The 13628-nt window shown below is 42.2% G+C and carries 14 protein-coding genes; 3 read left to right on the top strand and 11 right to left on the bottom strand.

The annotated features are described in order from the left end of the window. Positions 1–47 precede the first annotated feature (47 nt). From nifK to U2P91_RS14965, 11 genes are all read right to left on the bottom strand, one after another. Positions 48–1412 (bottom strand): nitrogenase molybdenum-iron protein subunit beta, encoded by a 1365-nt coding sequence (gene nifK, locus U2P91_RS15015; protein WP_111889017.1) that lies wholly within the window; start codon positions 1410–1412, stop codon positions 48–50. Further along, positions 1412–2998 (bottom strand): nitrogenase component I subunit alpha, encoded by a 1587-nt coding sequence (locus U2P91_RS15010; protein WP_111889018.1) that lies wholly within the window; start codon positions 2996–2998, stop codon positions 1412–1414. The genes nifK and U2P91_RS15010 overlap by 1 nt, the downstream gene beginning before the upstream one ends. 15 nt (positions 2999–3013) lie before the next feature. Continuing rightward, entirely contained in the window at positions 3014–3397 is a 384-nt protein-coding gene (locus U2P91_RS15005; RefSeq protein ID WP_111889019.1) for a P-II family nitrogen regulator, read from the bottom strand. A 14-nt stretch (positions 3398–3411) separates the two neighbouring features. Next, entirely contained in the window at positions 3412–3738 is a 327-nt protein-coding gene (locus U2P91_RS15000; RefSeq protein ID WP_111889020.1) for a P-II family nitrogen regulator, read from the bottom strand. A gap of 28 nt (positions 3739–3766) precedes the next feature. Next, entirely contained in the window at positions 3767–4588 is an 822-nt protein-coding gene (gene nifH, locus U2P91_RS14995) for a nitrogenase iron protein (RefSeq protein ID WP_111889021.1), read from the bottom strand. Between the two features lie 570 nt (positions 4589–5158). Next, positions 5159–6109, bottom strand: a complete 951-nt coding sequence (locus U2P91_RS14990) for a hypothetical protein (RefSeq protein WP_111889022.1) — start codon at positions 6107–6109, stop codon at positions 5159–5161. Between the two features lie 12 nt (positions 6110–6121). Continuing rightward, on the bottom strand, positions 6122–6760 hold the full coding sequence (locus U2P91_RS14985; RefSeq protein WP_111889023.1) for a Fe-only nitrogenase accessory AnfO family protein: 639 nt from the start codon (positions 6758–6760) through the stop codon (positions 6122–6124). Positions 6761–7004: 244 nt separating this feature from the next. Continuing rightward, positions 7005–7487, bottom strand: a complete 483-nt coding sequence (locus tag U2P91_RS14980) for a DUF6773 family protein (protein ID WP_111889024.1) — start codon at positions 7485–7487, stop codon at positions 7005–7007. Further along, positions 7462–7686, bottom strand: coding sequence for a helix-turn-helix transcriptional regulator (locus U2P91_RS14975; protein ID WP_111889025.1), 225 nt, complete (start codon positions 7684–7686; stop codon positions 7462–7464). The genes U2P91_RS14980 and U2P91_RS14975 overlap by 26 nt, the downstream gene beginning before the upstream one ends. Before the next feature lie 226 nt (positions 7687–7912). After that, positions 7913–8797, bottom strand: coding sequence for an SPL family radical SAM protein (locus U2P91_RS14970; protein WP_111889026.1), 885 nt, complete (start codon positions 8795–8797; stop codon positions 7913–7915). 25 nt (positions 8798–8822) lie between these two features. Beyond that, on the bottom strand, positions 8823–9467 hold the full coding sequence (locus tag U2P91_RS14965; protein WP_111889027.1) for a pentapeptide repeat-containing protein: 645 nt from the start codon (positions 9465–9467) through the stop codon (positions 8823–8825). Between the two features lie 152 nt (positions 9468–9619). On the opposite strand from U2P91_RS14965, the gene U2P91_RS14960 reads away from it, so the two are divergent. The 3 genes from U2P91_RS14960 to U2P91_RS14950 are packed head-to-tail and all read left to right on the top strand — an operon-like array spanning position 9620 to position 12537. Continuing rightward, the gene (locus tag U2P91_RS14960; RefSeq protein WP_111889028.1) at positions 9620–10828 is read left to right on the top strand and encodes a pyridoxal phosphate-dependent aminotransferase; all 1209 of its coding nucleotides are present in this window, start codon (positions 9620–9622) and stop codon (positions 10826–10828) included. Between the two features lie 21 nt (positions 10829–10849). Further along, positions 10850–11797, top strand: coding sequence for a 3'-5' exoribonuclease YhaM family protein (locus U2P91_RS14955; protein ID WP_111889029.1), 948 nt, complete (start codon positions 10850–10852; stop codon positions 11795–11797). Positions 11798–11808: 11 nt separating this feature from the next. Further along, entirely contained in the window at positions 11809–12537 is a 729-nt protein-coding gene (locus U2P91_RS14950; protein ID WP_111889030.1) for an acyl-[acyl-carrier-protein] thioesterase, read from the top strand. Positions 12538–13628: the final 1091 nt, after the last annotated feature.

The following is a 13628-nucleotide window of genomic DNA, read 5'->3' as shown; positions in this document are numbered from 1 at the left end:
TACAGCCTCCTTTCAAATAAAGGGGAGGAAAACCTCCCCCCCAATAATTACATAATCATTTCCATATCTTCATCTGCACAGTCACGATCCTGACGATCCATGAGGGCATTTAAGATCATTTCGGCTAAACGCATAGCACCCTTATATCCGACCAAAGGCAGGTAAGAGTGAACATAGCGGTCAACGATGGGGAAGCCGGCGCGTACTAAAGGAATATCTTCGGCTTTGGCGACATATTTGCCATGGGTGCCGCCGATCATCAGATCGACACTGTCGTTTTTAATCCATTGGTGGAGTTCAAACAAATCAGCATTCCCTTTAGCGGTACAGCCTTCCACACCAAACTTTTCAAAAAGTTCATTGGCTTTTGCTTCAAATGTTTTACCGGGTGTCCCGGTGACCAGATATTTTGGAATCATACCCATTTCTAAAGTGAATTGTGCCAAAGCTAAGACGGTATCGGGATCGCCGTAAATGGCAACGGTTTTATTTTGAGAATACTTATGTGAATCTAATAAGATATCGACTAATTGACCACGTTCTTCTTCGATGATGTAAGGAACCTCGTTTTTAGAAAAACGATTTAACGCCATGATATATTGATCCGTTAACTCAATACCAATTGGCAACGGAAGCGTAGCAAAGGGAACCTTACATTTGGTTTTTAAAGATTCAGCAGGTGGTGTCGAAGTGATTTCACCTAATGCCAAGGAGAGCTCGCAATTTCCAAGATCTTTGATATCATCAATGGTGGTTCCGCCTTTAGGATACATGGTGTATTCACCGGTCATTGGTGAGTCCATAACACCACTGGTGTCTGGCAGCATGGTATACTTAACCCCCATCAGGGTCATCAGTTTTTTCATTTCGCGCATGTCGCCAGGATTGACAAAGCCGGGGAAAAGAGCCAATTTGCCATTTTTTTCACCGGTGTTTACTGATAAGTAATGGATTAATCCCGTGATCATGCTGGAAAATCCAGTGATGTGTGACCCGACATAACTTGGGGTGTTGGCATGAACAACGATTTTTCCTTCGGGAATCTTCGCATCAGTGATGTAAGTAACAAGGTCATCGCCGATGGTTTCACTTAAACAGGTCGTATGAACGGCAATAATATCGGGTTCATAAAGGTCAAAGATATTTTTTATGGCTGTTTTTAAATTTGAACCGCCGCCAAATACGGAAGCACCTTCGGTAAATGAACTGGATGCAGCAATGGCCGGATCTTTAAAATGTCGCGTTAAAAACATTCGATGGTATGAACAACACCCTTGTGAGCCATGGCTGTGCGGCATGCAATTATGGACGCCCAGCGCAGCATACATGGCGCCGACCGGTTGACATGTTTTTAGTGGGTTAATGCGCAAAGCAGATCGTTCGGATATTTCTTTTGGTGTAACATCTAACATTATTCCATACCTCCTAAATTGCCAATTAATGTCGGCTCGCTTTTCCAGGGAGCTTGAACTAAACTAAAAGCTGGTGTATTAACAGCTAAGGTTACATCTCTGGCAAAATTTAATGCACCTTTAAATCCAGCATACGGACCGCTGTAGTCATAGGAGTGTAATTGTCGCGATGGCACGCCTGACCGTTGAACAATATATTTATCCTTAATCCCAGAAAAGAAGATGTCTGGTTTTAATAATTTTAAAAATGCTTCGGTTTCAAACTGGTTATAGTCATCGGTAATCATGGCCTTATCGGCGATATCGGCCCATAAACCATCATAGGATTCAATCGGTAAACCGGCCTCTTTTAATTCTTTTATGCGTTCTTCGGTGTGGAAAGTCCGGTATTTAGCAGGATCTTTTACAACCGTGATGCTTTCAATGTTTTTAGAATCGGCATCCATTTTAAGCGGTAGCACTTGACGACCTTCGTAATCATCACGATGGGCAAATTCATAACCGGCTAAAATAACTTCGACACCGAGGCTTTTTAATAAGTTAATATAATGGTGAGTTCTTGAACCACCAACATAAATGGCGGCAGTTTTGTCTTTCAGCATCGATTTGTAGTAAACCATTCCAATTGCAATTTCTTCTTCTTCATCAGCAATGACTGCTTCTGTTTTGGCTGTTAAAGCAGGATCGTTGAAAAATGCGGCAACATCTCTGAGTGACTGCTTAATCCCTTCGATGCCAATAAAATTGACCTTAAGCCATTCGGTTCCATATTTCGTCTTTAGCATTTCAGCAATATAATTAATGGAACGATGGCATTGAACAAGATTCAGGTCGGCCGTATGCGCATTTTTCATTTCTTCGTAGCTCCCATCACCAGTCATGACCGAGACAATGTTATAACCGATCCGTTTAAGAACCCGGCAAATTTCCCAACCATCACCACCGATGTTGTATTCCCCTAAAAGATTAATGGAGTATTTTACCGGTTTTGCGTCACCGGTACCAATAACATTTTTCATTAAACCGTTATTGGCAATATGATGTCCCCCGGATTGACTAACGCCTTTGTAACCCTCACAACTGAAGGCAACTACTTTAATATTGTACATTTCTTCAGCTTCAGCTGCGACGGCGTGGATATCATCACCGATCAGTCCGACTGGACACGTTGAAGCAATCATAATACAGGCGGGATCAAAGATTTCAACCGCTTCTTTAATTGCTTTTTTTAATTTCTTTTCACCACCAAAGACAATGTCGGTTTCTTGCATATCCGTCGAAAAACAATATTCTAAAAAGTTCTTCGTGTTTTCATCGCCTTTGGCTTTATTTCGTCGGGTTCCCCAGGCGTAGTAACTACATCCGATCGGGCCATGAACGATTTGGACAACATCTTTTAGTGGGCCAATAACAACCCCTTTACATCCTGCATAACAGCAACCACGGTTGGTCATGATTCCCGGGATGGCTCGAGTATCAGCGGCAATGACATTCGGTTCACCGTCTTCAATTTGAATAACATGTTCTTTTCTGTTTTTATAGAGTTTAGAGCTATATTGATCGAGCACTTTATCTCTTGAATCCATTTTAATCACCTCTTTCTAAAATGCATCCGCATTTTTTTCGCCACTTCGTACCCGAATGGACTCTTCAATTGGGATGACGAAAATTTTACCATCACCGGGATTTCCGGTCTGATTGTTGTCAATAATAATAGAAACGACCTTCGCGACATCTTCATCCTCAACGATTAATGTAAAAAATCGTTTTGGAATTAAGCGGGATGATTCAGTTAAGGATTCACCAATCGGTGAGATGGGCATTTCTCCTGCGTCAACGATATCCTGAACGATGGATAGATCAATCGTTTTTTTTCCGCGTCCGAGAACCTTTAAACAGGTAAAAGCGGGATAGCCATCTTTTACAAGGGCTTCTTTGGTCTGATTTACTTTATTCTGTCGAATAATTGCCATAACTTCTTTCATATCAATTCCTCCTTTTAAAGGCCCGGTTTTCCAGTACTGATTGTATACGCTTCTTCTACCGGAGAAATAAAAATACGACCATCTCCAAAAGTACCATCCTTGCCAGTTTTTGCATTTTTCATGATTATTTTAACAACATCATCTTTGTCTTCATCGTTGACGATACACAGGAGCATCACTTTTGGAATTTCATCATAGTGAACGTCTCCAACCTTGATCCCTTTTTGTTTTCCACGTCCATAAACATCTAATTTCGTAACCGCTGAGTAATCAGCGGATAACATTTCGGATAATACAACCCCTACTTTTTCGGGTCTGATAATTGCTCTGATCATTAACATATTTTTTTACTTCCTTTCACAATATAGACTAAATATCCATAATTCCATGTTCCATCAGGATTTCTTCGAGTCGATCCTGATGCATGGGCTTTGGAATGACAAACATTTTATTCGTATCAATAGCCATCGCTAAATTACGATATTCTTGAGCCTGATTAGCTGTATCATCAAATTCTAAAACGGTTTTTTTGTTGATTTCAGCACGCTGTACCATATTGTCACGTGGGACAAAGTAAATCATTTGGCTGCCTAGTTCTTCGGCAAAGGCTTGTACCAATTCTTTTTCACCATCAACATTACGACTGTTACAGATAATTCCGCCTAAACGAATACCACCAGTTGTAGCATATTTCTGAACACCTTTGGCAATATTGTTAGCTGCATACAAGGCCATCATTTCTCCGGAAGCAACAATGTAAATTTCTTGAGCCTTCCCTTCACGCATTGGCATTGCAAAACCACCACAAACAACATCACCTAAAACATCATAGAATACATAATCCAGATCATCGGTATAAGCACCTAATTGTTCTAACATTCCGATGGAAGTAATAATTCCCCGACCAGCACAGCCGACCCCTGGTTCCGGTCCGCCTGATTCAACACATTGAATGCCTCGGAATCCTGGTTTCAGGATGGCATCGAGTTCAATTTCTTCACCTTCTTCGCGAAGAGTATCGAGTACCGTTTTTTGTGCCAGACCACCAAGCAACAATCGGGTTGAATCGGCCTTTGGATCACATCCGACGACCATGATATTTTTGTCCATGAGTCCTAGTCCTGCCGTGAGATTTTGCGTTGTGGTCGATTTACCAATACCACCTTTACCATAAATAGCGATTTGTCTCATTATCTTTCCTCCTGAGTGTGAAAAATTTTAAGATCCAATGCAAGTTTTTCTGCAAAAAGTAAAGAAGCCTTTGCCTTTCACAAAAGCGTAAAAGGTAAGACTTCCTTGTCTAAAAAAACTTATTTTGTTTTGCATAAACGAAAAGATCTTAATCGGCTGCATTGATTGAGCAGCAAATTAAGACCTCATTGTCTAAATAGAGTAGGGAATGATGGGAACAAAAAAGGTCTCAGCGCTTACCTAATTGTAAAGAGCTGAGACCACATTGTCTTTGTCAAATCCGTATTGCATTGTTTTCTATGGGCTTATTATCCATGGAATAGGAGGATAAGTCAAGCAGGTTTGGTTGTAAACCCTTTTCAAAGTGAAATGGGTTTACGAATAAAAGAGATCGGCGACAGGTTTTTTTAGCCGGAAATCGGGATTGTACTTTAGTTAACTGATGTATTTTCCATCTGATAGGTGGGGTGAAATCATTTTCAGGGGTTTAGAATGTTCTTAGCCTGGAATGCCGTTTTCTTGCTTAAATAAAACTTAAGTAATTCTTAAACAAACGGGAAATCCGGGAGATCAGCCGCAGCTTGAACAGGAAGAACAGTCGCCGCAGGATTTTTTCATTGGATCATGAACCAGAATAGCCCGGATCGTGGCGGTTTGTAAATCGACCGTTACGATTTCATCCTGGAGAATCTCCATTTTACCATCGGTGAAGATGATCGTCATTGGTTCGGGAACCATTACGTCTGGGTCCAGAGTGCCTGGTTTCATCAGGGGCTGAATAAATTTTTTGCCTTCCGGTTCAGTGATCATCAGGCCGTTATTGCCGGTGATCAGGGATCGGATCACCCCGGTAGGCGAATAGTTGACTGAATTTTCGTCACAATTAATGCCGTGGGCAGTGCTGTCATAGGCGATCACAATCCCGATCGGGGTGACAATGGGTTCGGGCAGGGCGGGTTCAAAGCTTTTCAGCTTGCCGTTTTCATATAAGGAAAAACCGTAACGCACCTTCACCAGGCCGTCGGGGCTATTGAGTTCAATGGTTTCCTGAGGCCACATGGTCAAACTTTTCAGGGCACCGCTTTCATAAAAGCAGAGGCTTACAATCTTGGTTGAAAAGGAACCCACAGCCAGATCAAAGTCTATCGGTTTAGCCAGGGTATATTCATCATTCTCGGTCCAGTAGCCGTTGATTCGGCCATTTAGCGGAAATAAACGGTGGATTCGACCGTTTTCATAAAAACTGATCCGTTCGGCGGACAGGCTCCCAAGCGAGGTGATGACTGCGGTGGCGCTTTCCAGATCGATGCTTTTGATCTGGCCGTTTTTGAAAAACTCCAGCGCTAACCCTTCCCGATTTCTCAGGTTTGAGGGGCCGTAGTTGGGAACCAGAATGCCCACAGGGGTATTGATGGTGTTGGGCTCGTCGAAGGCACAGCCTTTTGGCGAACCATCGGTATAGGTTTCAAAAAAGGTGATCCCGGTGAGGGGGCCATATTTTTGCGTTTGGCAGGTTGACATAACGATCTCCTTTTATTCACACACGACATGGGTGATAATAACATGCTTAGTGGAATCATTTTTATTTTCGATGCGGTATTGCAAGTGCATTTTTGGTAATTGGTGTTCAAACCATGGCGGGATATGGTTACAGACCACTTCCAGAGCGTCAAAGGGAGCTTCTTTTAAAAAGGGCTGCAGGGCCATCTTTGAACTCATCTCCGGGTACTTTTTTTGCACCTGGGTTAAATCAAAGCGGTAATAACCAGGGACATCAGTTTCGGTTGGTGTTCTAGTTAGTAGACGGGCAACTTCTTTCGCTTGTGCGTCTTGACTGGCCAGGTCGGCCGCAATGGCATCAAGTAATTCCAGATCAAAGTCTTCGGTTTCGCAGATAATAAAGCCGGAACGGTCAAAAACCTGGTAGGGAATACCAATGATGGATTTGGTGATGATGATCCGGCAGTCGTTGAAGACACCAAGCATCTGTTTAATGTTTTCCCGGATGGCGGCCAGCCCGCCGGAAAGATCAGGGCATAAGGGAATCATTTCGGATTTATGCCAACCGCTTTTTTCTTTGGTGTAGAAAACAAAATTAGTCATCTCATCGAACCGGGCAATCCGGCCATTGTCATCACAAAAAACAGCCATTAGATTTAGTTTTTCTTTCATTTGTTCACCTCTTAGAATTGAATCAATACGGATTGCTAAATTAAAACAGAATTGCTTAAAATTAGTTGTAGTATAGCACAGAAACAAAAAAGTGCGACTTAATTAGCACTAAATCGGTAAAAAAACGATTGCAGAAATTTTGCAGTTTAAAAACGCGGGCTGGCTAGTGGTGTCAAAAGCTGTCAAATATAACAACAAAAAACCCCTGAACAATCAGGGGCATGCTTTGCCTGAAAAGATAAAGCTATTGCGGGTCATGATCACTGAATTGGTCTTCCAGTTTTTTCTGACGTTTTTTTATCAGGGTGCCACTGACAAACAGGGCAACGAAAATCAGGGCAAAGAGCAGGGCAAAGATAAGGAGAGTCAGTGAGCCAAGTGCCAGCAGATGGCCTTTTAAATAAGCGTGGTTCATATACAGCGTAATGGCGTAAATGATGGCAAAAGCACCAGCGCCAATGAGGCTGTAAATCAGATAGTTTTTGGTGGTGGGTTTGCTGTAAAAATCCCATTGTCCCTTTTTATAACAGCCAACGATAACCCCGCCACAACTGATCATAAAGATGGCCCATTCAAAACCCCATTGACTAAAGGGAGCATTTAGAAACATCGACTGAACAATAATGCTGCCGAGCAACAGCCAGAAAACAATCCAGAAACAGAGATGTTCTATTTTATACAGCTCCAGTTCCTGGCGCTCATCAACTACTTTTTTCATTTTTTTCATTGTCATTTTCCTCCCAGAATAAATCGTTTAATGTTTTTCCCAAAGCTTTACAGATGGCGATGCACAATTGCAAAGATGGATTGAATTTACCGGCTTCAATCATGCCGATTGTCTGCCGGGTGACGCCGACCCGTTTGGCCAGCTCTTCCTGGGAAATATCGTTCTCGGCCCGAGCCACCTTTAATTTTATGTTTTTCATTTGATCACTCCCTATATGACATATAGTACAGTATATAAGATACAATGTCAAGTATATATTGCATAAAGAACGATATAATAGGCAGACAGTGATTGTCTGCTGGTTGGAAAAGACCCTTGGGGGGAGCCTGCCGTACCGGGTAAGGCTTAATTGGTTTGATCCTTCAGCGTTGTGCTGGTCTGGGGTTACCATTATCGTTGTTTACAGCCATTAATAAAAGCACGTTTTAAAACAAAAATGACAATTGCTGGCTGCCGTGTTCCAGTTTGTACCGGGAGACGATGTCTTCCATTTTGTAAAGAACCCCATGGCGTTGACATTCCCGGGTGAAGGTGGCCCAGAGGCTTCTGGCCTGGGGGCTGGCGCAGCTATAGGAATTACCGAAATTGCGGAGATACTTTTTTTTAATGCCAGGGAAATGAGCATCGAGCTGGTCGTAAAAATAAAGGCGTTGGGAATCCCGGAGGGTGACCCCAAAGGCGGGATAAATAAATTGGGCGCCATGTTCGGCGGCATTGGTCACAATGGCTTTGATGTTCGCCGGGGTATCATTGATAAAGGGGAGAATTGGCATCAGCAGAACGCCTGTAAAGATGCCGCTGTCTGCCAGCTCATTGATCGCGGTAAAGCGGGCAGAACTGGGGGCTACCCGGGGTTCGATGATTTTTGCCAGTGAATCGTCGGCACTGGTAATGGTAATTTTGACAATGACAGGTGACCGTTTCTGAATCGATAAAAGCAGATCTTTATCCCGGGTAACAAGGGGGCTCTTGGTGGCGATGGCTACCCCGTAACCGTTGGTTTTGAAGAGCTCCAGCGCCTGGCGGGTGAGCTGGTGTTTCTGCTCCATGGGATTATAGGGATCACTCATGGCACCAGTACCCACCACGCCCTTTAAGGTCTTGCGTCGCAGGTTGTCTTCCAGAATGGCCAGGGCATTTTCTTTGGCCCGGACCTGGTCAAAAGCTTCAATCCCATAGCAGTCGCTACGACTGTCACAATAAATGCAGCCATGGGAACAGCCCCGATAGATATTCATATTATAGTCGGTGCCAAACCAATAATTATTTTTGGTCCGGGTCAGCATGTTTTTAGCAGGGATGGTTTCCATAAGTCCTCTTTCTTTTATTGAGTTATCAGCGCACAATTAAGCCCAACAACTTGGCCAGTTCTGCGGCCTGATAGGCGGAGACAACGGCACCGTTTAATGCTTCAATAGAGACACGTAGGCCATCGATTTGGCAGGTGGTGAAGTCCAGTCCTTTTAGCGGCGTTTTGAAAAAACTGGTGGCTTCAAAGTTGATACCATCGAGTTTTAACTGGGTGAGTTTGCACTCGGAAACAGAGGCATAACTGAAATCGCACTGTGAAATCTCCAGAGCTTTGAGTTTGGCTTTGCTAAAATTGGCGTACTGGAAATTGCTGCTGGAAAAGCCGAGGTTCTCCAATTGGGCCTGATGAAAATCAACCCCTATCATTTTGCAAAAATTGAATTCACAGCGATTAAAATAACCATCAGTAAAGTCACTGTTGGATAGATTACAGGATTGAAAACGGAGATCCCGACAATCCGCTTTCTCAAAGTGACAATCGGTTAACTCACAGTTTTCAAAAACAGAGCCCCGAAAGGACAGGTAGGAAAAATCAATGCTTGTTAGGGTCAAGTCTTTAAAATACTTATCTTCCATATCTATTTCTTCTTCCCGGGCCCAGGCCACCAGTGATGGTAAATCTCTGGTGAATTCCAGATCGGGGAGAATGTTTGGTTTTGAACGTTTCATAAAGCCTCCGTAATGATGTTGTATTCTAATTAGTTTAACATGATTTTTAAGGACTGTACAATATAATAGTCCTCAGAAATTTGCAATTTTTTCTGATAAAGTTTATAATTTTTTACAGAGTCATGTAATAATACGAACAAGCAGGAGTTATAATGGAAACATCTCAGCGTATCCAAAAAATGGGAGAACCCGCCCTTTTAAAATACTATCCTCTGGTGAGCGAGGCGCAGAAAAAGGGGAAGAAGGTTTATTTTTTAAACATCGGCCAGCCAGATATCAAAACGCCAGCCGGTTTTCTGGAAAGTGTCAATTGCATTGATCAGAAAGTTTTATCCTATCAAGCCCCGGAGGGGATCATCGAACTGCGGGAAGCGGCCTGCGATTATTACCGGCGGTTGGGTCTTAGTTACGACACCAGCGATCTCTTTGTTACGAACGGTGGCAGTGAAGCGCTGCTGTTTACCTTTATCGGGATTTGTAATGCCGGGGATGAAATTCTCACCGCCGAACCGCTTTATAGTATTTATAAGGAAATGGCCGCGGCTACCGATGTGACCCTGGTCGGTTTTAAAACCTATGCCGAAGACGGCTTCGCCCTGCCGGATGCGGCGGTGATTGAAGCGGCCATTACTCCGCGGACCAAAGCTCTGCTAATGACTAATCCCGGGAATCCCACCGGCAAGGTATTTTCTAAGGAAGAAATTGAGGTGATGGTGAAACTGGCCATCAAACACAACCTCTATCTGATTTCGGATGAGGTGTATCGGGAGTTTGTCTACGATTGTCAGGACTATTTAAGTCCAGCCCAGTACCCGGAGCTGGCTCAGCATTTTATCCTGATCGATAGTATTTCCAAACGCTATAGTGCCTGCGGAGCCCGGATCGGTTTTATTGTGTCAAAAAATAAAACCCTGATGAATCAGCTCAAAAAGCTGGTTCAGATGCGGCTGTCGGTTTCCACAGTAGATCAAATTGGGGCGGTGTCCCTGCTTAAATTGGATGGGCATTTTTTTGATGCGGTGTTAAAGGAATATACTTGCCGTCGGAAGATCGTTTATGCGGCCCTGCAGCAAATTCCCGGTGTCATCTGCAAAGAACCCCGGGGCGCCTTTTACTTTATGGCCAAGTTGCCAATCAAAGAGGCCTGCCATTTTATCGAGTGGCTGATCAACGACTTTGAGTATCAGGGCGAAACGGTACTCTTATCGCCGGCCAATGATTTTTATTTAAATCCCCAGGATGGCGCCGATGAGGTGCGCATCGCCTATGTATTAAACGGCGATGAGATGAAAAAAAGTATGGAAATTCTAAAGCGCGGTTTAACCGCTTATGCCAAAGTTTTTCCCGAGCAATGTAAATAATAAAACCACGAGGAGAACAAATTGAAAATTAAGTCCGTACAAAAAGGTCAGGATTACCTTGGCTTTTTATTTATAAAGTCGCAGATGACCAAAACTGCCACCAATGGCAGCCGTTATTTTAACATGGTATTGAATGATGCCGATTTTGACGAAATTGATGGCAAAAAATGGGATGTCAAGCCGGAAGATGAGGAAATCTTCACCAATGGCAAACTGGTTAAAATAAAAGGCAAGGTCCAGGAATTCAACAGCCGGCTCCAACTGATCGTTGAAAAAATGCGATTGGCCGACGAAAGTGATGAGGTGGAGATCGATGATTTCATCGAAACTGTACCAGTCGACATCAATGAAATGCTGGGCTATATAAGCGATACCATCGATGATTTTGCCAATACCGACATCGCCGCCATCACAAAAAAAATATTTAGTGACCAGACTGAGATTTTGAGCTATTTTCCAGCAGCAAAAAAGCATCATCATGCCATTAAAGGTGGGCTGCTTTACCACACCTATTCGATGTTGCGAATCGGCAAAGGCCTGGTGGGGATTTATCCCTTTATCAACCGGGATCTGCTTTATGCTGGCATCATCCTCCACGATATCGGTAAAATTAATGAAATGGTTTCTGATGAAAATGGATCAGTTTCTGATTATACACCAGAGGGAAAACTGCTGGGACACATCACCCAGGAAATTGTGGAACTGGAACTAGTGGGTCAGTCACTGGGCACCGCCCCTGAGGTGTTAATGATGCTCAAGCACATGATTTTGTCCCATCATTACCAGCCGGAATTTGGTAGTCCCAAACGGCCGATGTTCCCTGAAGCTGAGCTGCTTCACCATATTGATATGATTGACGCTCGGATGTACACCATGGAACAGGCCCTCAATCGGGTAGAACCGGGGACCTTTACCGAACCCAACTGGAGCCTTGACGGTATCAGCTTATATCGAAGAAGCTTTGAGTAGGAGCGATTGCCATGAGCCTAGTTTATTTTGAGAATCAGAAAATTGCCTGTTATGAATCCGACTCGACTGGAAAAATGCTGCCAACTACTGCCATGAACTATTTTCAGGAAGCGTCCACCAACCAGGGCGACGCGCTGGATATCGGTGGGGAGTACTTAAAAAAACAGGATCTCGCCTGGTTTTTAGTAAAATACAGCGTTCAGTTTAAGTGTTTCCCCCTGTATCAAGACGTGGTAAAGGTAACAACGCAGGCCACGGGTATGGAAAAATTTCGTGCAACACGCCGTTTTACCATTGAAGATATTAGCGGAGAAGTAAAGGTAATTGCAAATACGCAATGGTTGTTGGTTAACCGGAAAACTGGAAAAATGGAGCGTATCGATGCCTATCCGGAAATGGAGCGGTATCAGTGCTTCGAAAAAGGCGAGCCGGTTTTTAAAAAGATCCGGAAATTAAATCGGGTTGATGCTCAAAAAAACTTTTCTGTCCGTTTTCTGGATATCGACTTCAATCAGCATGTGAATCATGTCAAGTATTTGGCATGGGCGATCGAAGTGCTGCCACTGGAGGTTGTTAAGAAAAAGCAATTAAAAGAAGCCCGGATGGTTTTTAAAGCGCAGTGTTTTTATGGTGACCAGGTGAGCGCTTTAAGTGAGCAGGTGGAAGATGATCACTATCGCATTGATGTTGTCAATCAGGATGAGACAATATTGTGTCAGTTAGATCTAATCCTTGAATAAAAGAAAACCTTCGACTGCCTAGTCAGCGAAGGTTTTTTTTATGACAATACCCCTCAAAAAGCAGATAAAACAGATACGGAATTAAGAATGGGAGCATATCGACATCAAAAATAGTATATATAGTATAATTTACAAAAATAAAATTAAAAATAACAATTCTTTTAATAAGATTTATTTAAATTTAAATAAATTAAATTGCAATTTACTACAATATGATTGTTCAATTGAATGTTTCTTTCTGATATGATGATTATCATGATAAATGAGTAAAAAATGATACAAAATTAACAAGTATTCAATCAAAAACACCGAAATAATTGTTAATATTTTATCATATGAATTATTTGATTTTTGTAAAGAAATGGTTTAAACTGAATGTAGTTGTTAAAAAAATATCAAAGCTGTGAAATCCAAGTAAGAAAGGCACAATTTAGCTGAATGTGTGATAAACGACGATGATATTTTTATTCTTTGAATTGTGGCATGGTAAGAAAAAGCTAAAAAGCAATTATTAATTAGTGTAATTATTCGACTGAATTAAGATGGAATAGAGTGAATGCACGCTTATTTTCTTGCGATATTTTACTTTGTGATGGATTGTTTGAGAAATAACGAACAATAAAAGAAAATAAATTGACTTAAAGTAGAAAAATATTGACATTGTCGAAGAATAGTGATAATCTAAAAAAAATTGTATATACATGTAGACAGTTGACTATCTGCCCGGGATTTGTATCAAAGTCACTTGGGGCAATTAAAATAAACAGATGTGGCAAGTTGATGATTGTAAAGATGTTTAGGAGGTGAGTGAATTCATTATCGTCAAATAGTCGATCATTTGAGTATAAAGCGAACGTTAAGTTGTGGATGCGAAGATGAGTGACAGTAAAAAAGCATGTAAACGTTTTTTAAGTAGTTGTAAAATTGTTTAATAATTATCTGATTTTTTATTGAGATCAGATATTTAAATTTTTAAAAAAATATTGGAGGAAAAAAATGGGATTTAAATCAGACATTGAGATTGCACAAGAGGCTACCCCACAGGACATCCGTGAGATAGCAAAGAAATTGGGTTTAACGGAAGATGATCT

This window comes from Acetobacterium sp. K1/6 (assembly GCF_034438075.1).
GTDB lineage: Bacteria > Bacillota > Clostridia > Eubacteriales > Eubacteriaceae > Acetobacterium > Acetobacterium carbinolicum.
The sequence above is the reverse complement of the archived record's forward strand: the minus strand, read 5'-3'. Positions and strand labels throughout refer to the sequence as shown.